16 protein-coding genes are annotated in these 21,988 nt (G+C 69.2%); 11 read left to right on the forward strand and 5 right to left on the reverse strand.

Going from position 1 to position 21,988, the window contains the following annotated elements; translation table 11 throughout:
- The first annotated feature begins 43 nt into the window (after positions 1–43).
- Complete coding sequence (locus tag QMG73_RS13915) at positions 44–3,139, forward strand: M14 family metallopeptidase (protein WP_281895422.1); 3,096 nt, start codon at positions 44–46, stop codon at positions 3,137–3,139.
- Between the two features lie 66 nt (positions 3,140–3,205).
- The gene (locus tag QMG73_RS13920; RefSeq protein WP_281895423.1) at positions 3,206–4,801 is read left to right on the forward strand and encodes an alpha/beta hydrolase; all 1,596 of its coding nucleotides are present in this window, start codon (positions 3,206–3,208) and stop codon (positions 4,799–4,801) included.
- 66 nt (positions 4,802–4,867) lie between these two features.
- Here QMG73_RS13920 and QMG73_RS13925 read toward each other — a convergent pair whose 3' ends face one another.
- The 3 genes from QMG73_RS13925 to QMG73_RS13935 form a co-directional block, all read right to left on the reverse strand.
- Positions 4,868–5,605, reverse strand: a complete 738-nt coding sequence (locus QMG73_RS13925; RefSeq protein ID WP_281895425.1) for a phytanoyl-CoA dioxygenase family protein — start codon at positions 5,603–5,605, stop codon at positions 4,868–4,870.
- Between the two features lie 65 nt (positions 5,606–5,670).
- Positions 5,671–6,543 carry a helix-turn-helix domain-containing protein gene (locus tag QMG73_RS13930; protein ID WP_281895428.1) on the reverse strand — a complete coding sequence of 291 codons (873 nt, stop codon included), beginning with the start codon at positions 6,541–6,543 and terminating at the stop codon, positions 5,671–5,673.
- 1 nt (position 6,544) lies between these two features.
- The gene (locus QMG73_RS13935; protein ID WP_281895429.1) at positions 6,545–7,237 is read right to left on the reverse strand and encodes a FadR/GntR family transcriptional regulator; all 693 of its coding nucleotides are present in this window, start codon (positions 7,235–7,237) and stop codon (positions 6,545–6,547) included.
- A 105-nt stretch (positions 7,238–7,342) separates the two neighbouring features.
- On the opposite strand from QMG73_RS13935, the gene QMG73_RS13940 reads away from it, so the two are divergent.
- From QMG73_RS13940 to QMG73_RS13980, 9 genes are read left to right on the forward strand one after another with little or no spacing between them, the layout of a single operon-like run.
- Positions 7,343–8,056, forward strand: coding sequence for a FadR/GntR family transcriptional regulator (locus QMG73_RS13940; RefSeq protein WP_281895430.1), 714 nt, complete (start codon positions 7,343–7,345; stop codon positions 8,054–8,056).
- Positions 8,057–8,082: 26 nt separating this feature from the next.
- A complete protein-coding gene (locus QMG73_RS13945; protein WP_281895431.1) occupies positions 8,083–9,339 on the forward strand; it encodes an ABC transporter substrate-binding protein in 1,257 nt (418 codons plus the stop codon).
- Complete coding sequence (locus QMG73_RS13950; protein WP_281895434.1) at positions 9,339–10,289, forward strand: carbohydrate ABC transporter permease; 951 nt, start codon at positions 9,339–9,341, stop codon at positions 10,287–10,289. The genes QMG73_RS13945 and QMG73_RS13950 overlap by 1 nt, the downstream gene beginning before the upstream one ends.
- Positions 10,286–11,092 (forward strand): carbohydrate ABC transporter permease, encoded by an 807-nt coding sequence (locus QMG73_RS13955; RefSeq protein ID WP_281895437.1) that lies wholly within the window; start codon positions 10,286–10,288, stop codon positions 11,090–11,092. Before QMG73_RS13950 ends, QMG73_RS13955 begins: the two co-directional genes overlap by 4 nt.
- Before the next feature lie 14 nt (positions 11,093–11,106).
- On the forward strand, positions 11,107–14,130 hold the full coding sequence (locus QMG73_RS13960; RefSeq protein WP_281895440.1) for a glycoside hydrolase family 38 N-terminal domain-containing protein: 3,024 nt from the start codon (positions 11,107–11,109) through the stop codon (positions 14,128–14,130).
- On the forward strand, positions 14,127–15,338 hold the full coding sequence (locus QMG73_RS13965) for an enolase C-terminal domain-like protein (RefSeq protein ID WP_281895443.1): 1,212 nt from the start codon (positions 14,127–14,129) through the stop codon (positions 15,336–15,338). Before QMG73_RS13960 ends, QMG73_RS13965 begins: the two co-directional genes overlap by 4 nt.
- Positions 15,335–16,315, forward strand: coding sequence for a DUF4432 family protein (locus QMG73_RS13970; RefSeq protein WP_281895446.1), 981 nt, complete (start codon positions 15,335–15,337; stop codon positions 16,313–16,315). Before QMG73_RS13965 ends, QMG73_RS13970 begins: the two co-directional genes overlap by 4 nt.
- Complete coding sequence (locus QMG73_RS13975) at positions 16,312–17,085, forward strand: SDR family NAD(P)-dependent oxidoreductase (RefSeq protein WP_281895449.1); 774 nt, start codon at positions 16,312–16,314, stop codon at positions 17,083–17,085. The genes QMG73_RS13970 and QMG73_RS13975 overlap by 4 nt, the downstream gene beginning before the upstream one ends.
- 15 nt (positions 17,086–17,100) lie before the next feature.
- The gene (locus tag QMG73_RS13980) at positions 17,101–18,192 is read left to right on the forward strand and encodes a DUF4185 domain-containing protein (protein ID WP_281895451.1); all 1,092 of its coding nucleotides are present in this window, start codon (positions 17,101–17,103) and stop codon (positions 18,190–18,192) included.
- Between the two features lie 61 nt (positions 18,193–18,253).
- Here QMG73_RS13980 and QMG73_RS13985 read toward each other — a convergent pair whose 3' ends face one another.
- Together QMG73_RS13985 and QMG73_RS13990 are read right to left on the reverse strand one after the other, a co-directional pair.
- Positions 18,254–20,722 (reverse strand): DEAD/DEAH box helicase, encoded by a 2,469-nt coding sequence (locus QMG73_RS13985; RefSeq protein ID WP_281895453.1) that lies wholly within the window; start codon positions 20,720–20,722, stop codon positions 18,254–18,256.
- 79 nt (positions 20,723–20,801) lie between these two features.
- Positions 20,802–21,785 carry a TrmB family transcriptional regulator gene (locus QMG73_RS13990; RefSeq protein ID WP_281895455.1) on the reverse strand — a complete coding sequence of 328 codons (984 nt, stop codon included), beginning with the start codon at positions 21,783–21,785 and terminating at the stop codon, positions 20,802–20,804.
- Between the last annotated feature and the right edge of the window lie 203 nt (positions 21,786–21,988).

Consider the following 21,988-nt stretch of genomic DNA (forward strand, 5'->3'; position numbering starts at 1 on the left):
AGGAAGCTCACGCGTGGACCTGCTTCAAAATAGAGGAGGCGCGATGAGGAAAGCACGATTGGCAACAGCCTGCGTGCTCACTCTGGTAGGTGCGCTCGCACTGGCCGATCCGGTGCGGGCACAGGGACCGACGCAACCGAGCGCGGTCCAGGACGAGCTCGGCATCTTTGTGGGCACCGTGACCGCACCGCAGTTGGAGGAGCTGCGCGAGACCGGTCTGGACCACGAAGACCTGGCGGTTTCGACGGATAAGTCTGGCAATTCCACTGTAGAGGCCGTGCTCAGTGAGCGCGAGGCGGCACGGCTGGCGTCCAAGGGCATCAAGCTGGCGCCGAAGAAGGTCAACGGCAAGGACGCCCAGGAGGTGCTCCGCTCGGAGGCGCGTGCCGGCTGGGACGCGTTCCGGTCGTACAGCGAGCCGGGCGGCATCCGTGACGAGTTCACGGCCACCGCGGCGCGGTACCCCAAGATCGCCAAGCTGGTCAACGTCGGCAAGTCGCTCAACGGGCAGCCGATCCTGGCGGTCAAGGTCACCAAGAACGCGCGCAACGTCGAAGACGGCAAGCGGCCGGCCACGATGTACCTCGGCGCGCAGCACGCCCGAGAGTGGATCACCCCCGAGATGGTGCGGCGGCTGATGCACCACGTGCTGACCGGATACGGGACCGACCCGCAGATCACGGCGCTGGTCGACAAGACGGAGCTGTGGTTCCTGCCGGTCGCCAACCCGGACGGCTACGACTACACGTTCACCGAGGGCAACCGGTTGTGGCGTAAGAACCTGCGCGACAACGACGGCGACGGCCAGCTCACCACTCTCGACGGTGTCGACCCGAACCGTAACTACCCCTACAAGTGGGGCTACGACAACGAGGGCTCGTCGACCGACCCGGCCAGCGACACGTTCCGCGGCACCGGGCCGGCGTCCGAGCCGGAGACCCGGGCGTTGGACCGCCTGTTCAAGCGGGTCGGGTTCGAGTTCTTCATCAACTACCACTCGGCGGCCGAGCTCCTGCTGTACGGCATCGGCTGGCAGGTGAGCACGCCCAGCCCGGACGACGAGATCTACAAGGCGATGGTCGGCGACGACGCCAACCCGGCGGTCCCCGGCTACGACCCGGACATCTCGGCCGAGCTGTACATCACCAACGGCGACACCGACACGCACATGACGGTCAAGTACGGCACGCTCGGCTTCACGCCCGAGATGTCGACCTGCCAGACGGTGTCGGCGTCGGTGCCCGACGACGAGTGGGAGCCGGACGACTGCGTCAGCACCTTCATCTTCCCGGACGACGAAGAGCTGATCGCGGCAGAGGTCGCCAAGAACATCCCGTTCGCGCTGGCGGTGGGCCAGTCGGCGCTCGACCCCGACGAGCCGGTGTCCGTGGTGGGGCGCAGCACGCCCGACTTCGTCACCGACCCGTTCGACGTCTCCTACGGCAGCAAGCAGCCGGTCGCCACGATCGCCCGCCGGGCGCTCAAGGACGTCAAGATGCACTACACGATCAACGGCGGCCGTCCCAAGACCGTCGGGGTCAAGGAGTGGAAGGGCGGCGAGCGGTACGGCGACACGCACGACGACTACTACGCCGAACTGCGTGGCACGGTAAGCGGCGCGAAGGCGGGTGACCGGGTCGAAGTCTGGTTCTCCGGCCGCAAGCCGAACGTCGGGCAGGTGTCGAGTGACCGCTTCACCTACACCGTCAGCACCGACATCGGCGGTGAGGTGCTGGTGCTCGCCGCCGAAGACGTGACCGGCATCAGCCCGGCGCAGGGCGTCACCTCGGCGAAGTACGCCGACGAGTACGTCGCTGCGCTCACGGCCGCCGGGCACACGTCCGACGTGTACGACTTCGACACCCGGGGCCGCAAGGCGCCGCACCACCTTGGCGTGCTCTCGCACTACAAGGCGGTGGTCTGGGAGACCGGCGACGACATCATCCAGCGGGCGACCGGCCAGGTCGGCGGCACCGCGGCACTGTCGGCGCTGGAGACCGAGTTGGCCGTCCGCGACTACGTCAACGAGGGCGGCAAGCTGCTCGTCTCCGGCAAGTACGCGCTGTACGCCCAGGCGTTCAACACGTACGACTACAACCCGTTCGGGCCACCCGAGTGCACCACGCCCGACACGTACCCGTGCCTGCCCTTGATCAACGATTTCCAGCAGTACTACCTGGGCGCGCACACGTACGTCGACGGCGCCGGCACGACGGCCGAGGGCGGCACCTACCCGCTTAGCGGCATCGGCGAGCTCAGCGGCTGGACCGGTGAGCTCAACGCGCCCGGCTCGGCGGGGAACCAGGACCACACGGCCTCGTTCCTGCCGACGTCGAGCTTCCTGCCTCCGGCGCAGTTCCCGCAGTTCACCAGCGAGATCGCGGCGGACTGGGTGCGGCCCGGCCCGGCGCCGTTCGACCCGTTGACCGGTGACTGGTACCTCTACAGCGGGCAGGCTGACCAGTCGTACAAGCGGCTCATGCGCACCGTCGACCTCACCGGGGTCACGGCGGCGGAGCTGAACTTCTGGACCTCGTACGACACCGAGGCGGAGTGGGACTTCCTCTTCGTCGAGGCGCACGAGGTGGGCACCGACAACTGGACCACGCTGCCCGAGGCCAACGGCCACACCGGCAACGAGACCGGTGAGAGCTGCGCCGCGGGTTGGGTGTCGCAGTTGCACCCGTTCCTCGCCCACTACCAGGGCGCGGACTGCTCGCCGACCGGTACCACCGGCACGTGGAACGCGGCGTCCGGTGCGTCGGGCGGCTGGCAGGAGTGGTCGGTCGACCTGTCGGCGTACGCCGGCAAGCAGGTTGAACTGTCCATCTCCTACGTGTCGGACTGGGGAACCCAGGGTCTGGGCGTCTTCCTCGACGACGTACGCGTTCTCGCGGGCGGCTCGCCGGTGGCGGAGACGTCGTTCGAGACCGACCTCGGCGGCTGGACGATCGCGGGTGCCGCACCGGGCTCCGGTCCGAACAGCTCCGATTGGGTACGCACGCAGACCGCTTTCGAAGAGGGCGGCATCGTCGTAACGCCCGACACCGTATACACCGGATTCGGCCTGGAAGGTCTGGCACCGGCCGTTCGCGACGATCTCGTCGAACGGTCCATGGACCACCTTCTCGGGTCCTGATTGGAACGTGGGGCCCCGCTTTTCGCGGGGCCCCACGGCATTGACTTCGAGGCATACCGTGAGCGGATGCGTACAACGGGGAAGTTGATCGCTCTCGCTCTCGTCACCACCGTCCTCGTGCCGCCAAGCGCCGCCGCGGCAGCACCAAAACCACCGCCCAACATCCCGCGGATCACGTGGGGTCCCTGTGCCGGCGCCCCCGATCCTAAACCCTTCGAACCGCCCGCCCAATGCGGCACGCTGACCGTCCCCATCGACTGGTCGAACCCGTCCGGGCCGACCATGAAGGTCGCGGTCGCGAAGCGCCCCGCGCTCGACTCGGCGAACCGCATCGGCTCGCTGGTCATCAACCCCGGCGGTCCCGGCGGCTCCGGCGTCGACTTCGCGTTGTGGGGCTATTACTACTTCACCGAGGAACTGCGCAACAAGTTCGACATCGTCGGGTTCGACCCGCGCGGCGTGGCCCGCAGCAACCCGGTGGTGTGCGGCGCCGACCTGCTGCTCAAGTTCCCGGGACCGATCATCGAGACCCGCGGCGAGTTCCAGCGCCGGGGCGCCTACAACCAGGCGCTCGGCAACGACTGCAAGGCACGCACCGGCCCGGTCTTCGACCACGTCGACACGATCAGCGTCGCCCGTGACATCGAGGCCATCCGGCGCGCGGTCGGCGACTCGAAGCTGACCTACTACGGCGTCTCGTACGGCACGCTGATGGGCCAGCAGTACGCCGAGCTGTACCCGGACAAGGTGCGGGCGATAGCGCTCGACAGCAACATGGACCACAGCGTCGGCACCACCGCCTTCCTGGAGACCGAGGCGGCCACGGCACAGGACTCGTTCGACGAGTTCGTCAAGGGCTGCAACGCCGAGCCGAGCTGTCCCATGTACGGGCAGGACATCAGCGCGGTCTGGCGCAGCCTGCTCGTCAAGGCCGACAACGGCGAGCTCACCGACCCCGGCGACCCGACGTGGCACTACACCACAATGGACCTGATCGGTTTCGCGTACAGTTCGTTCTACGGCCCCGACTGGTTCTTCCTCGCCGACACCATCAACTGGTTGAACGGCGGGTCGGGCCAGCCGCAGACCGCGACGGTGGCCGAGGCGCGGGCGGCGCTGCGATACGCACCGATCGACGAGGCGTACGAGAACCCGTTCCCCGCCGTCTTCTGCGAAGACTGGGCGCTGCCGATAGCGAGCTTCCAGCAGTACACGACGCTGATGGCCAAGCAGCGGGCGGTCGCGCCGGACATGCGCTTCTCGCCGCTGGGCCTGGACGCCACCGTCACCTGCCACGGCTGGCCGGGCAAGGTGCAAAACCCGCAGCACCCGCTGAACGTCGTCTCGCCCTCCAACAAGCTGCTCCTCGTCAACGCCAAGCACGACCCGGCCACCGGGTACAACTGGGCGACGGCGGCGGCGCAGCAGATGGGATCGTCGGCGGTCCTGCTGACATACGAAGGCTGGGGCCACGGGGCATACGCCCGCACGCCGTGCATCGACAACGCCGTCGACGCATACCTCGTCTCCCAGACCCTGCCCGCACCCGGCACAAGCTGCGCACCAGCACCGGTCGCGGCAACGACCGGCGCCCGCGCGACGGACCCCCCGTCCCGCCGCGACCTCCTCCCATCCGGCGCCCGCCCAGTCTGGGCCCGCTAACACCTCCATGATCAGGGCGTCCCTCAAGTTGCTCTAACGACTTGAGGGACGCCCTGATCACACCCGTCAGTTTTGGACTGGGTTGCCCGCTACGTTGCGGCCTCTTGCGTGCCATAGGAGGTGGCCGGCGTTTTTGGGGTGGTCCTTGTTGAAGCGTAGGGACTGGTTGAAGTATCGGATGGTGTATCCGGCGCGGCGGCGGTCGCTGCGGTTTGCCTCGGCGCCATGGATGATTCGCGCGTCGTGCAGCGAGCACTGGTTGGGGTCCAGTTCGAAGTAGACCGCGCGGCTTTCGTCGACGTCGCCCTTGACGACCCGGTCGAAGCTGTTGGCGTCGAGGTCGGCGAACTCGTATTCGGCGCCCGGGTCGAGGTGGGTGCCCGGCAGCACGCGCATGCAGCCGTTTTCGCGGTCGACCCGGTCGAGCGCCAGCCAGACCGTCGCGATGCCGCTCATGCGGTCGAAGCGGTCCTCCCAGAAGTATGAGTCTTCGTGCCACGGCGTGGCGCGCCCGCTGCGCGGCTCCTTGGAGAGAAACGCGCTGGCGAACAGGCCGATGTCTGGGCCGATCACCGGCTCGACCAGATCGAGCAGCTCGTCGGCCAGCAGGAATTCGAGCAGTCTCGGGTCGCGCTGGTGCGGCATGTCGAGTTCGCCGCTGTCGCCGCGGGACGCGCCGGCCAGGTGCTCCTCGAATAGTGCTTTCAGGCGCGCGAATTCGGGCGCCGGCAGCACCGGTTGGCGATGCAGGACGTACCCGTCGGTTTCGAACTGGTGGACCTGGGGTGTGCCGAGTGGTGTCATGCCTCAGAGTCTGTGGCCGCCAGGGGTGCCAGGTCATTGCATCGCCCGGCCACCGCTTTGGCGATTCAGGACACGCTGAGCACGGAATGAAGGTTTGCGGCAGTGCGGAAACGGCCCGGGGGAGTGCCCAGCCGGCGCGTGAACGCCCTGGTGAACTGCGTGACGTCGGCGTAGCCGACAGCACTCGCCACCTGCTTGATCGGAAGGTCCGTGCGGACCAGCAGAGCGGCCGCGTGGTCCAGCCGGGCCTGCTCGACATACGCGGCCGGCGAGCGCCCGACGTGCTCGGTGAAGAGGCGGGTGAGGTGGCGCCCCGACAGGTGCACGTGCCGCGCCAGCTCGTCGACGCTGAGCGGCCGGTCAAGGTTGTCCTGCACGTACCGCAGCGCCTGCTGGACCGTGCTCGCACCGGCGTCCGGCGGCTCGACCGGCTCGGAGCGCAGCCCTTCGGTGCCGGCCTGTGCCAGCGCCACCACGAGCGCCTGCGCGACGGCGTTGGTGGCCACGTCCTGGCCGGGGAGCGCGGGCCCGTTGCCGGTGGTGCGAAGTGCCGTCCACAGCGCCGCCACCTGGTCGCTGGCGTCGTGTGAGAGCGCGCGGGCGGAGTGCGCGAACGCCTCGAACAGGTCGCTGCCACCCGCCACCCGCAGGTGGAACGCCACCCAGGCGAGCCGGATGCCGGGCGGCTCGGCGCTGATGATCTGGTGGCGGACGCCGGGCCGGGCGAAGAGCAGCGACCCGGGCCCGATCGGGTGCGTCTCGCCCTCGACGACGAACTCGCCGTGCCCGCCCTCCACCCAGCACACCTCGAAGTACGTGTGCCGGTGGGGCGGGTTGACGACCGTGTCCGCCATCTCGGCCCAGTGGTACACGTCGATTTCGGCGCCGCCGAGCGCGATGCGGCCTGGGCGGGCGTTCAGGCGTTCGGTCCAGGCCATCTCACTGGTCCAGCGCTCGCGTGACGACCTCGCGCACGTCGCGCAGGTGCTCGGTCATGAGCCGGCGGGCCTTGCGGGGGTGGCGGCCGCGCACGGCGGTGAGGATCGCCCGGTGTGCCTGGTGGTCGTGGTCGCGGTCGCCGTACAGCGCGAGGATGTGCCGCTGCTCCTCGTCGTGCAGCTCGATGAGCGAGTCGAGCACCTGGGCCAGGGCGCCGTTGCCGGCGAGGCGGGCGAGGATGCGGTGGAAGTTCATATTGGCCGTATGGAGGGCGCTGTCTTCGGCGAGCGCGGCGCCGGCCGCGTCGAGGCTGGCCGCGAGCTCGTCGAGCTGGGCGTCGGTGGCATTGCGGGCGGCCGCCTCGGCGATGTGCGGCTCGATCAGCTCGCGCGCCTCCAGCAGGTCGAGGATCGCGCTCCGGTCGAGGCGCAACCGGTTGGGGTTGACCATGATCATGCGCGCGAGATCGGCGCGCACGTACACGCCGGAGCCGTGCCGCAGCTCGACCGCGCCGGTGGCCTCCAGGCGGCGCAGGGCCTCACGCAGCGTCGGGGTGGCGACCACGAAGCGTTCGGAGAGTGCGCGGTTGGAGGGCAGCCGGTCGCCCGGGCGCAGGCCCTCGTCGCGGATGTGGGCCAGGATGCGCTCGGTGACCTCGTCGAGCAGCCGGCGGCGGGCGATGGGTTGCGACACGCCCCATTCTCGCGGTTGATCGCGTGGAGGGCTAGACACCAGGTGAACAAGTCATCTAATCTCTTGCTCACTTTTAACCGACCCGAAACATGAGGAGGCGGGGGCGTGACGGTCGCCGACGACGATGTGCTGCGGCGGAGCCTCTCCGACGCGCTCATCGACCGCGTCGTCGACCTGATCCGCAGTGAGGGGCTCGGGCCCGGCGATCGCCTGCCGGCAGCCCGTGACCTGGCCAAACGCTTCGCTGTGGCCACCCCGACGATCCGCGAGGCGCTGCGGCAGCTCCAGGCCACCGGCGCCATCGACATCCGGCACGGCTCCGGCATGTACGTGAACGCGGCGCTCGACCGGATCGTCATCGCCAACCCGAATCTGCCCGTCTTGGATGTCGACCAGCTCATCGAGCTGATCGACGCCCGGCTCGTCATCGAGCCGCACCTCGCCGGGCTGGCGGCGCGGCGCGGTGGCGCGGCCACCACGGTGGCCCTGCGGCGGGCGCTCGACGCGGCGGAGCAGCACCTCGCCGACGGCAACGACGCGCGGCTGCACGAGGCCAACATGGCCTTCCACCGCGCGGTCGCCACCGCCAGCGGCCACCGCATCCTGCACGAAGTTCTCGACTCGCTGCTGTCGGTCCACGCCGGTGAGCAGCGGGAGATCCTGCTGATTTTCGACGACCGGTCGCTCGACCATGACGAGCACCGGGCCGTCCTCGCCGCTATCGAAGCCGGCTCCGAGGAACTGGCGCGCGATCTCATGCGGCGACACCTGGAAGACGTGGCGGCCGCTGTGGCGCGCCGCCGATCCACCACCCCCTGAATAGATACGAACGAAAGGTGAAGTTCGTGCGGGCACGCGTACTCACCGCTCTGGTCGCGGCCGCCTCGCTGGCTCTGACCGCCTGCGGAGGCGGCGACGACAAGGACAGCGGGAGCGGCACCAAGACCGAGCTGAAGCTCTACAACGACAAGGGCGCCTGGGGCCCGTACTTCGAAGAAGTGGGCAAGCTGAGCCAGGAGCAGATCGGCATCGGCATGAAGCCGGTGGGGTACACCGACGAGCCGACCTACTCGGCGTTCATCAAGGCGTCCTTCCGCACCAACAACAAGCCGGACCTGTTCACCTGGAGCACCGGTGGCCGGCTGGAGGAGATCGTCGAGTCCGGGCAGGTCGCGGAGACCACGGACCTGTGGAAGGAAGCCGTCGCGGCGGGTGACCTCTCCAAGGAGTTGGAGAGCACCTACACGTACAACGGCAAGCAGTACTGCGTCCCGCTGAACATCTCGTACTGGGTGATGTTCTACAACAAGAAGGTCTTCGACGACAACGGCGTCAAGCCGCCGACCACGTGGGCCGAGCTGATGGCGTCGGCGGACACGTTGAAGGGCAAGGGAATCAAGCCCTTCTACCACACGTCCGTGCTGTTCAGCTTCGTGTGGTTCCAGCAGCTGCTCATCGGCACCGACCCTGAGCTGTACAACAAGCTCGCCACCGGTGAGGCCAAGTACACCGATCCCGGTGTGGTCGCGGTGATGGAGCGCTGGAAGCAGATGATCGACGGTGGATACTTCTCCGACCCGGGCAGCAAGGAGGACCCGGCCGTCCAGCTGAAGACCGGCAAGACGGCGATGGGCATCTTCGGTACCTGGTTCAACACGAGCATGACCCAGCAGGGCATGAAGCCCGGCCAGGACTACGGCATGTTCGTCATCCCCACCGTCACACCGGGCTCGGGCAAGAACACGGTGGCGTTCGAGAGTGGTCCACTGTGCTCACTCGCGAAGGCGCCGGACACCGCGTCCAGCACCAAGTACATGAAGTGGTGGGTGCAGCAGCCGGCACAGGAGAAGTGGGCCAACAGCCGCGGTGACGTGTCGGCGAACCCGAAGGTGACGATCCCCGACCCGGGTCTCGCGACCATCGCCAAGGCGGCCGGCGACGGCGAGTACAGCCTCGCCAACCGGTACTTCGAGGCGGCGCCCGCGCCGGTGCTGACCGCGGCGCTCGACGCGTTCGGGGCGTTCATGGTCGACACGGGCAGCTACATGAAGCAGCTCCAGAACATCCAAAAGGCGGCTGACGAGTACTGGAAGGGCCGCTGATGTCGGTCGCCACGGCGACTACCTCCCGTTCCCCGGCGGCTCCGGCCGCCGGGGGCCGGGGCCGGCACGGCGGGCGGAAGGACCGCGGCGCCCAGTGGGGCGGCATCGGGTTCGTCTCGCCGGCGGCCATCATCGTCGCGCTGCTGCTCTACGCGCCATTCCTCTACACGGTGGTGTTGAGCTTCACCGAGTACGACGGGCTCAACTCCCCACAGTGGATCGGCGTCGACAACTTCACCCGGTTCTTCGACGACCCGGCCCTGATCACGTCGGTGCGCAACACGCTGATGTGGGTCGTCGGCACCACCGTCGTGCCGGTGGGGCTGGGATTGCTGGTGGCGCTGCTCAGCTTCGGAGTCCGGGGCGGCACCTGGCTGCGGCTGCCGTTCATGCTCCCGTACGCGCTGTCGGGAGCCGGGCTCGGCGTCATCTGGGGCTTCATCCTGCAGAGCGGTGGCGCGGCTAACGACGTGCTTGGCGCGCTGGGCCTGCCGGGCGCCCACACGTCGTTCCTCCTGGAAGAGCCGTGGAACACGCTCTCGATGATCGTCGCGTGGACTTGGCAGCAGACCGGCGTCAACGCGCTGCTCTTCCTGGTGGGCCTCCAGTCGATCCCGAAGGAGCCGCTGGAGGCGGCGCGGATGGACGGTGCCACCGGCTGGCGCCTGTTCCGGCACGTCACCTGGCCGCTGCTCGCGCCACTGACCACAGTGGTCGTCGGGCTTTCGCTGGTGGCCAGCCTCAAGACGTTCGACATCGTGTGGGTGATGACGCAGGGTGGGCCGGGACGCAACTCGGAGACCCTCGCCGTGACGATGTACCGCGACGCGTTCGTCGCCGGTGAGTACGGGTACGGCTCGGCGGTCGCGATGGTGCTGACGCTGACCACCGGCGCCATCACGCTGGCGTACCTGCGCCGCCAGGTCAGGGCGCGGGAGGAGTTGTCATGATCCGTCGTGGGGTGCTGGGTTTCCTCGGCGCGCTGTGGCTCGTGCCGGTGTACCTGTTGCTGGTCAACGCGTTCCGGCCGAGCACCGACTTCGAGGTGTCGAAGATCTGGGTGCCGGACACCGAAATCGGGTTCTTCGACAACGTCAAGCTCGCGTGGGACGCCGCCGGCCTCGGGCCGAGCCTCGCCAGCACGCTGCTGTACAGCGTCGCGTCACCGGCGATCGCGGTGGTGCTGGGTGCCATGGCGGGATACGCCATCGTGGTGCTCCGGCTGCGGGCCGGGTTCTGGTGGTTCATGCTGCTGTTCGGCGGCACCATTTTCCCGACCCAGATGTTGCTGATCCCGCTGTTCCTCGGATACAGCAGCGCCGACCTGTACGACCGGCGAGCCGGGCTGCTGCTCGTCTACACCGCCGTGTGCGTGCCGCTCGCCGCGTTCGTGATGCGCAACTTCTTCACCGGCATCGCGTACTCCATCTACGAGGCGGCCCGGGTCGACGGCGCGTCGGTATGGCGCATCTTCTGGCGCGTCTACCTGCCGCTGGCGGTGCCGGCACTGGGCGCCGTACTGATCCTGGAGTTCGCCTTCGTCTGGAACGACCTCCTCTTTGGACTCACCCTCTCCCAGACCGACACCGTGCGCCCGGTGATGACCGCCCTGTCGTCGCTGTCCAGCGCATACTCCGGCAGCACCGTGCCGGTGGTGCTCGCGGCCGGCCTCGTCATGTCGCTGCCGACCGTGCTCGTGTTCCTCGGCGCCCAGCGCATCTTCGCGCGGGGTCTCGCCCTGGGCCAGTTCTGACTCGAAAGGACACCATGACCAGTCGGTTGCTGCGCGCGAGCCTGGGCTCGCCTGGCTACGACGACATGCGCTCGACGCTTTCCGGTGCCGGCACGGTTGTTGTCGCGGGCTCGGTCAGAGCCGCCGCGTTGCCGTTGTTTCGGGGCGATCCGCTCCACCAGGCCGTCCGGGTCACCGGCGCGCCTGCCGGCGCTTCGATCGAACTGCGTGACGGCGACACCGTACTCGACAGCGGCGTCGCCGGAGACGACCTGTGGCTGCCCGAGGTTGCTTCGCCGCGTGCGGTCACGGTGTCCGTGGAGGGTGTCGGCTCGGGCACGCTCGTCGTACAGCCACAGCGCAAGTGGACGGTCCACGTCGTACACCACTCGCACCTCGACATCGGATACACCGATCGGCAGGGTGTGGTGCTTCGCAACCACCTGGAGTACCTGGACTCCGCGCTCGACCTGGCCGCGGCCACCGACGACTGGCCCGACGACGCCCGGTTCCGCTGGACCGTCGAGTCGGCGCTGCCCGTACGCCGTTGGCTCGACGCGCGCGACAAGGCAGCCGTCGACCGGTTCCTGGCGCTGGCGCGAGACGGGCGCATCGAGGTGACGGCGATGCCGTTCCAACTGCACACCGAGGCGTGCTCGGTGGAGGAACTGCACCGGCTGCTGCGCTTCACCGACGACCTGCGCGAGCGGCACGGCATCCCGGTCACCTCCGCGATGCACACCGACGTGCCCGGCGCGGTCATCGGGTTCGTCGACGCGCTGGCCGCGAGCGGCGTGCGGTACCTCTCGGCGGCGCACAACTGGGCCGGCCGCTCGGTGCCGTTCCTCACCGGTGGGCAGGAGCTGGGTCGCCCGTTCTGGTGGCGGTCGCCGGCCGGAAACCGGCTGCTGGTGTGGTTCACGGACACGCCACACGGCATGGCGTACATGGAAGGCAACGTGGTCGGGCTCGCGGAGAGCTTCCCGGCCGCGGAGGAGTTCCTGCCCGGGTACCTGTGGTTGCTGGCCAACGAGCCGGTGCCGTATGGCCGGGAGGCGTTCGGCTGGAGCGGTCACACCCTCACGAAGAAGGAACCGTACCCGCACGACGTCTTGCATCTGCGGGTGCAGGGCGGCAACGCCGACAACGCCGGACCGTCCATCGTGCCGCCATCCGTGATTCGTGCCTGGAACGAGAAGTACGCGTACCCGAAACTGCGCATGTCGACGAACACCGACTTCTTCGTCGACGCCGAGGCGCGCATCGGTGACCGCGTCCCCGAGCACAGCGGCGACTGGACCGACTGGTGGGCCGACGGTCTCGGCTCCGGCGCGCGGCCGCTCGGGTACGCCCGGCGGGCCCAGCACGCGGTGCGGCACGCGGAGACACTGCACACGCTCGCGGGCGCGGACGCCACCGCTGAGGTGGACGCCGTCTACGACAAGCTCGGCCTCTTCGACGAGCACACGTGGGGCGCCGCCAACCCGTGGCACGACCACGAGGACGGGTTCGACTCGGGCGGGTTGCAGTGGGCCCGCAAGTGCGAGATGGCGTATTCGGGCGCCGACGACGCCGACGACCTGCGGCACGCGGGCGCGCACCGCTTGGGCGCGCGCCTCGCTCCGGCAGCGGATGCTTTGACCTCGTACCTCGTCACCAACCTGGGCCCGGCGGACCGGACGGATCTCGTCGAAGCCTTCCTGCCGGCGAGCGTCGTGCCGCTCGACACCGCTGTGTCCATCGTGGACGCGCGTTCCGGTGCGGTGCTGCCTTTCGAGGAGTCGGCGGTGCGGCCCGAAGACTGGCCTACACGCCCGGCGGGACGGCATCTGCGGTTCGTCGTCGCGGTCCCATCGGTGGGGCACGCGCGCGTCGATGTGGTCCCCGGATCGGGACCTTCCTCGGTCGAATCTCTTGACTCGTGGCAGATCGAGAACGAGTACTACCGGGTCAGTGTCGACCCGCGCGACGGCGTGCTGAGGTCCATATTCGACAAGCGCGCCGGCCGCGAGCTCGTCAACGGCGGCGCGTACGCCGGCATGAACCAGTACGTGTACGAGCGGTACTCGACCGCACCGCACGTCAACCACCTCTCCGGGCACATCGAGGCGCCCGAGGGCGACCTGGCGCTGCTCGCGGGGCGCTCGATCGGGCGGCGGGCCTCGCTGATCCGGGCCACCCGCTCGGCCGTCGGCGAGACGCTGGAGATCGAGCTGGACGGCGAAGGCGTGCGGTGGTTGCGAACGACCATCACGCTGATCGCCGGCGTGCCGCGCGTCGACATCACCAACAAGCTCTACAAGGACGGCGCGCCGGCCAAGGAGAGTGTGTTCTTCGCGTTCCCGTTCGCGATGCCGGCACCGGTCGCGTGGGAGCTGACCGGCGGCGTAGGCGGCGGCGACGCTCCGGTCGTGCCGGGTGCCGCGAGCCACATGACGCCGGTGCGGCACTGGGTCGCGTTCGACGACGGCGAAGTCACCGCGGTGTGGGCGACGCTGCAGGCACCGCTCGTCATGTACGGCGACATCTTCCTGCCGTACGCGCCGTTCCCGCCCACGCTCGAGCCGTCGCCGGCCGAGCCCGGCACCGTCTACTCCTGGGCGATGAACAACATCTGGGACACCAACTTTCCCGCGCAGCAGCAGGGCGAGACCACGTTCCGGTACGCGGTCGCCTCGGCGGCGGGCGCCGATCCGCGTGTGCTCGGACCGGCCACCGCCGCCGGGTTCACCGACGCGTTCGTGGCGGTGCCGCTAACCGGTACCGGTGCGCCGTCTCCAGCGGAAGGGCGGGTCGCCTCGGTCGACCACCCGCAGGTGCGGGTCGCCGGCATCGGACCGTCGCGCCGCGACCACGACGTCGTGGTGTATCTGGCGTCGGTCTCGGAGACGGCCGTGCGCACCTTCCTGCGCTTCCCCGGTGCCGAGCGCGCCTGGCTCGGCACCAGCCTCGAACGATCGCTCGAACCGCTGTCCATATCGGACGGCGTCATCGACGTCGAGATACCGGCCGGTGGCTTCGTCGCCGTCTCGATCGACCGGACGGCCCGGCTCCGATGAAAATCGTCGACATCCGCGCCACGACCGTGACGGTGCCGCTCGAAGCGCCGCTGCGGCACTCCAACGGCGCCCACTGGGGGCGGTTCGTCCGCACGATCGTCGAGGTGGAAGCCGACAACGGCCTCATCGGCCTCGGCGAGCTGGGCGGCGGGGGAGAGAGCGCGGAAGCCGCCATCCGAGGGCTGCGCGAGTACCTGGTGGGGCACGACCCGTTCGCGTTGGAGGCGCTGCGGTTCGCGATCGCCAACCCGACCGCGAGCCTCTACAACAACCGCACGCAGCTGCTCGCCGCCGTCGAGTTCGCCTGCCTCGACCTCATCGGACAGCACCTCGACGTGCCGGCGTACGACCTGCTCGGCGGCAAGCTGCGCGACCGGGTGCCATTCGCGTCGTACCTGTTCTTCCGGCTCGCCTCCGCGAGCGGCGACGGGGAGGTGCGGACGCCCGAGCAGCTCGTGGCACACGCGCGCGAGCTGCGCGACGCGCACGGGTTCACCGTGCACAAGCTCAAGGGTGGCGTGTTTCCGCCCGGGTACGAGCTGGAGTGCTATCGGGCGCTCGCCTCGGCGTGGCCGGAAGACCGGTTCCGGTACGACCCCAACGGGTCGATGTCGGTGGCGGAGGCGCGGCGCTTCGGGCAGGCGATCCGCGACCTGCCCAACGAGTACTTCGAGGACCCGACCTGGGGCCTCAACGGGATGCGGCAGCTGCGCGACCTCGGCATCCCGCTGGCCACGAACACGGTTGTCGTCAACTTCGAGCAGCTCGCCACGAACGTGCGCGACCCCGCCGTCGACGTGATCCTGCTCGACACCACGTTCTGGGGAGGCATCCGGCCGTGCGTCAAGGCGGCCGCGGTGTGTGAGACGTTCCAGCTCGGCGTCGCCGTGCACTCGTCGGGAGAGCTGGGCATCCAGCTCGCCACGATGCTGCATCTCGGTGCCGTACTGCCCAACCTCACGTACGCCGCCGACGCGCACTATCACCACCTGCGCGACGACGTCATCGTTGGCGGGAAGATGCCCTATGTGGACGGTACGATCGCGGTGCCGGACGGGCCGGGACTCGGCGTGCGGCTCGACCGCGAGCGGGTGGCCCGATACGCCGAGCTGTACCGCGAGCTCGGCGGGTACCCGTACGACCGCGACCCCGCCCGCCCTGGCTGGTACCCGTTGATTCCCAACGACCGCTGGGCGGACCCATCGTGAGAAACTTCGCTGCTCGCATCCACCACGGCGCCCTGCGCGGCACGCCCGCCGTGGTGCTGGAAAACGAACTGCTCCGCGTCACCGTGCTGCTGCACGGCGCGCACATCATCGAGTTCAACCACAAGCCGCGCGACCTCGACTTCATCTGGTTGACGCCCGGCACCTCCTGGCCGGGACAGGGCGACTTCTTCGACTCGTACCCGGGGGGCTGGCAGGAGATCTTCCCGAGTGGTGGCGCCCCGGCGACGTACCGGGGTGCGGTGCTGGACCAGCACGATGAGGCGGTCGCGCTGCCGTGGGAGTGCGAGGTCGTCGAGGACGACCCCGCACGTGTCGCGGTCCGCCTCACCGTGCGCACCAAGCGCACGCCGTTCCGGGTCTCCAAGGTGCTCAGCCTGGCCTCGGGCGAGGCGCGCCTTTCCGTGTCGTCGACGGTCACCAGCGAGGCGCCGGTCGAGACGCACGCGATGTGGGGGCAGCACCTGGCGTACGGGGCACCGTTTCTGATCCCCGGATCGCGGATCACCCTCCCGCCGGGCGTGACTGTCCAGCCGCACGAGGTCACGCTGAACCCGCCGCGCCGGGCGGTCGCCGAGGGCGGCCCGTACCCGTGGCCGGTCGTCCCCACGCCCGACGGCGGCACCGTCGACCTGTCGGTGATTCCCGAGCCCGGCGCGCCCAGCGACGTCTGCTACCTGACCGGCTTCACGGAGGGCTGGTACGAGCTGCGGCGCCCCGACGGCGACGCCGGGGTACGCGTCAAGTGGGATGCCGCCACGCTGCCGTACTTGTGGCTGTGGCACGAGTTCGGCGACACGACCGGCCATCCGTGGTGGGGCCGGGCGTACGTGGCCGGCCTCGAACCGTTCTCCAGCTACCCGACCAACGGCCTGCCCGACGCCGTCGCCAACGGCTCGGCCATGACTCTCGCGCCCTGGTCGTCCCGTTCCGTCGACTGGTCGGTGGAGGTCATATGAAGGTCGCCGTCGTTACCGGTGGCTCACAGGGGATCGGCGCCGCCGTCGTCGAGCGGCTGGCCGCCGACGGCACCGCGGTCGTCTACTGTGGACTCGACGATCCGCCGCCGGCGACCGAGACGGTCGTCGGCGTGCGGGCAGATGTCACGGTGCCCGCCGACATGGAGCGCCTCGTCGCCACCGCCGTCGACCGCTTCGGTGGCCTCGACATCCTCGTCACCAGCGCCGGCATCCAGCGCTACGGCACCGTCGAAAGCACCACCGACGCGCTGTGGCGTGAGATCATCGACGTCAACCTCACCGGCGTCTTCGTGGCCTGCAGGGCCGCCATACCGCATCTGCGCGCCCGAGGCGGCGGCGCGATCGTGGCTGTCTCGTCCGTCCAGGCGTTCGTGTCGCAGCAGGGCGTGGCCGCGTACGCCGCCAGCAAGGCCGGCATCAACGCGCTGGTGCGCTCGATGGCGCTCGACCACGCCGCCGACCGCATCCGCGTCAACGCCGTCTGTCCCGGATCAGTCGACACACCCATGCTGCGCTGGGCCGCCGACATCTTCCGCGGTGGGTCCACCGTGGACGATACGGTCGCCGGCTGGGGGCGCAGCCACCCGCTCGGCCGGGTCGCCCGCGCCGCCGAGGTCGCAGAAGTGGTGGCGTTCCTCGCCAGCGACCGCGCGTCGTTTGTGACCGGGGCCGAATACCGGGTCGACGGTGGCCTCCTCGCCGTCAACCCGGCCGCTCTTCCAACCCCGCACCAGGACAACCCGCACTAACCAAAAAGGAGAGTCATGCAAAGACGCACCCTCCTCGGTGGCGTAGCCGGCGCCGCGGCCCTCACGTTCGCCGGTGCCCGACCCGCCTCCGCCGCCCTCCCCGTCGCGTCGGCAGCGCCCAATGCCGCGCTCAACAACCTCTTCAACACGTATGGCAACAGCGGCGTCGGCTGGACCGGTGCCGACAGCACGTACTCCACCAGCATCCCCGGCGGCAAGCGGCTCTGGATCTATTCGGACACGTTTCTCGGCCCGGTCAACCCCGGCGGCGGCCGCCCCCTCGACACCCCGTTCCTGCGCAACTCCTTCATCGTGCAGAACGGCAACAGCCTCACCACCGTTTACGGTGGCACCGCCTCCGCGCCCGACACGCTGCTCAAGCCGTCCAACCCCGACAACTGGTGCTGGCTCGGCGCGGGCATCTGCATCGGTGGCGTGCTCAACCAGATCGTCGTCGAGTTCGCCAAGACCGGCCCCGAGCAGTGGGACTTCGCCTGGGTGGGCACGCACCTCGCCCGCATCCCCACCGCCAACCTCACCCAGCCGATCAGCTTCACGCCCCTCCCCTCGTCGACCGAGGTGACGTGGGCGGCGTGGCTCCAGATCATCGGCAACTACATCTACATTTACGGCGTCGAAGACAAGGGCGTCAGCAAGTACCTGCACGTCGCCCGCGCGGCTGACCGCAACCTGCGCGGCCAGTGGGAGTACTGGACCGGCGGCGGCTGGTCCACGACGGAGTCCGACTCGGTGCGCATCATGGACGGCGTCAGCAACGAGCACAGCGTCACGCCGTGGCGCGGCAAGTACCTGCTGATCACCCAGGACACCACGGAGCTGTTCAGCGCGAAGATCGTCGGCTACGTAGGCAACAACCCCACCGGCCCGTTCACCGACAAGACGCTGCTCTACACGACCCCGGAGACGGGCGTGCTGGGCACGTACGGGAACGGCAACGTGTACACGTACAACCCGCACGCCCATCCCGAGCTGAGCACCAACAACAAGGTGGTCGTCTCGTACAACGTCAACAGCCTGAACGGCGACGACCTGTACGAAGACGTCACCATCTACCGCGGCCGCTTCATCACGGTCAACTTCTCCTGACCACCCCCACCGTGATCAGGGCGTCCCTCAAGTTGTTCTAACGACTTGAGGGACGCCCTGATCATGAGGTTACGGAGATTATGCGGACTGCGGCGGCGCCCAGGTCGTCGGACTCGGCGAGGTCGATTTCGGCGGTGATGGCCCAGTCGTGATGGCCCTCGGGGTCGTCGAGGATCTGGCGGACCGTCCAGGTCTCGCGGCCCTGGTCGATGATCAGGAGGGCGGGGCCGCGGGCGTCGGGGCCGGTGCCGATCTCGTCGTGCTCCTCGAAGTACGGCGCCAGCGCCTCCTCCCACGCTTCCGCGTCCCAGCCGGACTCGGCGTCCAGCTCGCCCAGCTCGTACCAGCGGCGCAGGGCGGCCAGTTCGACGCGGCGGAAGAGGGCGTTGCGCACCAGTACCCGGAACGCGCGCACGTTGCGGGAGACGTCGGGCGGGCGCTGTTCTGTCGTGGGGACGGTGGAGAGGCCGGAACGCAGCCGCTCCCACTCGTCGATCAGGCTGGAGTCGACCTGGCGGACCAGCTCGCCGAGCCACTCGATGAGGTCGATCAGCTCCTCGGTCTTGGCCTCGTCGGGCACCGTCTGGCGCAGCGCCTTGTACGCGTCGGCGAGGTATCGCAGCACCAGCCCCTCGGAGCGCGACAGCCCGTAGAAGGCGACGTACTCGGTGAACGTCATCGCCCGCTCGTACATGTCGCGCACGACGGACTTCGGCGAGAGCTGGTAGTCGGAGACCCACGGGTGGCCCTTGCGGTACGCCTCGTAGCCCACGTCGAGCAGGTCGGCGAGCGGCTTGGGGTGGGTCACGTCTTCGAGCAGTTCGAGGCGCGCCTCGTACTCGATGCCCTCCGCCTTCATCGCGGCGACCGCCTCGCCGCGGGCCTTGAACTGCTGCGCGGAGAGCACCTGGCGCGGATCGTCCAGGATGGACTCGATGACCGACAGCACGTCGAGCGCGTACGTGGGCGACTCGCGGTCGAGCAGGTCGATGGCGGCGAGCGCGAACGGCGACAGCGGCTGGTTGAGCGCGAAGTCGAGTTGCAGGTCGACGGTGAGGCTCACCGGTGCCGCGGTGACGACGCCGGCAGCCAGCAGCGCGCGGTAGATGGCGATGGCGCGCCGGATGTGCTTGCGCTGGACGGACCTGTCGTCGTGGTTGTCGGTGAGCAGGTGTCGCATGGCGGCGAACGCGTCGCCGGGCCGGCCGATGACGTTGAGCAGCATCGAGTGGCTGACGGCGAAAACCGACGTCAGCGGCTCCGGCTCGGCGGCGACCAGCCGCTCGAACGTCGGCTGGCCCCAACCCACGGAGCCCTCGGGCGGCTTCTTGCGCACCACCTTCCGGCGCTTCTTGGGGTCGTCGCCGGCCTTGGCGAGGGCCTTTTCGTTGTCGATGACGTGTTCGGGTGCCTGCACGACCACGGTGCCGACCGTGTCGAAGCCGGCGCGCCCGGCCCGGCCGGCGATCTGGTGGAACTCGCGGGCCTTGAGCAGCCGCACCCTCTGCCCGTCGTACTTGCTCAGCGCGGTGAAAAGCACCGTCCTGATAGGTACGTTGATGCCGACGCCGAGCGTGTCGGTGCCGCAGATCACCTTGAGCAGCCCGGCCTGGGCGAGCGTCTCGACGAGCCGGCGGTACTTGGGCAGCATCCCTGCGTGGTGCACGCCGATGCCGTGCCGGACCAGCCGCGACAGCGTCTTGCCGAAGCCCGCGGTGAACCGGAAGTTGCCGATCATCTCGGCGATCGCGTCTTTCTCGGCGCGGGTGCAGACGTTGACGCTCATGAGCGCCTGCGCGCGTTCCAGCGCGGCCACCTGGGTGAAGTGGACAATGTAGACGGGTGCCTGCTTGGTGGCGAGCAGATCCTCGATGGTCTCGTGCAACGGCGTCATCGCGTACGAGAAAATGAGCGGGACCGGCCGCTCGACCGAGCGGACGACGGCGGTCGACCGCCCCGTGCGCCGCGTCAGGTCTTTTTCGAAGAACGCCACGTCGCCGAGCGTCGCGGACATGAGCACGAACTGGGCCTGTGTCAGTTCGAGCAGCGGCACCTGCCAGGCCCAGCCCCGGTCGGGCTCGGAGTAGAAGTGAAACTCGTCCATGACGACGATGCCCACGTCGGCGTCGGCACCCTCGCGCAGCGCCATGTTGGCGAGGATCTCGGCCGTGCAGCAGATGATGGGCGCGTCTTCGTTGACGCTCGCGTCGCCGGTGAGCATGCCGACGTTGGCGGCGCCAAAGATGTCGCAGAGCGCGAAGAACTTCTCCGACACCAGTGCCTTGATGGGCGCGGTGTAAAAGGTGGTGCGCCCGGTGGCGAGGGCGGCGAAGTGCGCGCCGGTGGCGACCAGGCTCTTGCCGGACCCGGTGGGCGTGCTCAGGATCACGTTGGCGCCCGAGACCACCTCGATCAGCGCCTCTTCCTGGTGGGGGTAGAGGCTGAGTCCCTGGTCAGCGGCCCAGCCCGCGAACGCGTCGAAGACGGCGTCGGGGCCGGGGTCCGGTGGGATGCGGTCGGTGAGCGTCATAGCCCGTCAATACTGCCATGATCAGGGCGTCCCTGAAGCTGTCAGAGCGACTTGAGAGACGCCCTGATCATGGGAGGGGTTAGAGCCAGCCGCGTTCGCGGGCCTGCCAGCCCAGCTGGAGGCGGGATCGGGAGCTGGTCATCTCCATCAGGTGCTGGACGCGGCGCACCACCGTGCGGCGGCTCACGCCCAGCCGGGCGGCGGCGGCCTCGTCGGTGAGGCCGGCCACCAGGAGCGACAGGAGCTGCCGGTCGCCGGCCGAGACGTCCGGGGCGGCGACCAGCGTGGCGCTGTCCCCGAGGGAGCCGTCGCCGAGGGAGAGCGGGGTGGCGAGCGCCCAGACCGTCTCGAAGAGCGCGACAAGTGCGTCGAGCAGCCCGCACGGGTGTACGAGAAGGGCCGCGTCGTGTGCGGACGTGCTGTACGACAGCGGAAGCAGGGCCAGCTCGCTGTCGGCGATGGCGAGCTTGGTGGGCAGCGAGTGGATGAGCCGGGCCTGCTCTCCGGAGCGCACGTGCACGGCCGCCGCCGCGGCGCTCGCCTGGTCGTCGAGCACGGAGGCGTCGTACACGCCCCGGTAGACCACGCCGGCCGCCTCCCGGTCGAGTTGGGTGCGGTTGACCTCGTTGGGCTTGGCGAACGGCGGCGCCACCAGCACCCGCATCTCGCGGCGGGCGGTGCGCTGCACCCGGTCGAAGGCCCGGCCGACAGCCGCCCGGCCGGACACGATCTCGATGAGGTCTTCGGTGCTGCGGTTCGCGACGCGGTGCTGCGCCTCGTCGGCGAGCCGGTGCGCGGCCTCACGGGTGCGTTCCAGCTCCTCCAACCGGCGCTGGATGAGCTGCTCGACAGCCAGGTCGGGCGGCACCGGCACCACCTTGTCGTGCGGCGCCGGCGTGCGGTGTACCAGTCCCTTGCGGTGCAGTCCGGCGAGGGCGCGCCGGACCTGGGCGGCGGTCAGTTCGGTGCGATCGGCGAGCTGGGGGAGGGGTGCGCTGCCCTGGCGTACCAGCGTGAGGTAGGTGGACTCCTCCGCGGCGGTGAGGCCGGCTGCCTGGAGCAATTGGACCTCCCTTTGACGCAACTGGGACATGGCGCACCTGCGCTGACCGTAGATCCTTTACGGCGGTGATGACAAGGTGTGACGCTGCCCTCAGTACCGCGCGGGACGTCATTGGGGGAGTCGTGGCCAGGCAGTTACGCAGCGTGTTGATTCTGGCGGCTTCCCTGATCACCGTCACCGCGACGGCCGGACCCGCGGGGGCC

The organism is Phytohabitans aurantiacus (assembly GCF_027923225.1).
GTDB lineage: Bacteria > Actinomycetota > Actinomycetes > Mycobacteriales > Micromonosporaceae > Phytohabitans > Phytohabitans aurantiacus.

Excerpts from the sequence above, each read along its gene's own strand:
- QMG73_RS13915 (WP_281895422.1), top strand. The coding sequence starts at position 44 with ATGAGGAAAGCACGATTGGCAACAGCCTGCGTGCTCACTCTGGTAGGT.
- QMG73_RS13920 (WP_281895423.1), top strand. The coding sequence starts at position 3,206 with ATGCGTACAACGGGGAAGTTGATCGCTCTCGCTCTCGTCACCACCGTC.
- QMG73_RS13925 (WP_281895425.1), bottom strand. The coding sequence starts at position 5,605 with ATGACACCACTCGGCACACCCCAGGTCCACCAGTTCGAAACCGACGGG.
- QMG73_RS13930 (WP_281895428.1), bottom strand. The coding sequence starts at position 6,543 with ATGGCCTGGACCGAACGCCTGAACGCCCGCCCAGGCCGCATCGCGCTC.
- QMG73_RS13950 (WP_281895434.1), top strand. The coding sequence starts at position 9,339 with ATGTCGGTCGCCACGGCGACTACCTCCCGTTCCCCGGCGGCTCCGGCC.
- QMG73_RS13955 (WP_281895437.1), top strand. The coding sequence starts at position 10,286 with ATGATCCGTCGTGGGGTGCTGGGTTTCCTCGGCGCGCTGTGGCTCGTG.
- QMG73_RS13960 (WP_281895440.1), top strand. The coding sequence starts at position 11,107 with ATGACCAGTCGGTTGCTGCGCGCGAGCCTGGGCTCGCCTGGCTACGAC.
- QMG73_RS13965 (WP_281895443.1), top strand. The coding sequence starts at position 14,127 with ATGAAAATCGTCGACATCCGCGCCACGACCGTGACGGTGCCGCTCGAA.
- QMG73_RS13975 (WP_281895449.1), top strand. The coding sequence starts at position 16,312 with ATGAAGGTCGCCGTCGTTACCGGTGGCTCACAGGGGATCGGCGCCGCC.
- QMG73_RS13980 (WP_281895451.1), top strand. The coding sequence starts at position 17,101 with ATGCAAAGACGCACCCTCCTCGGTGGCGTAGCCGGCGCCGCGGCCCTC.
- QMG73_RS13985 (WP_281895453.1), bottom strand. The coding sequence starts at position 20,722 with ATGACGCTCACCGACCGCATCCCACCGGACCCCGGCCCCGACGCCGTC.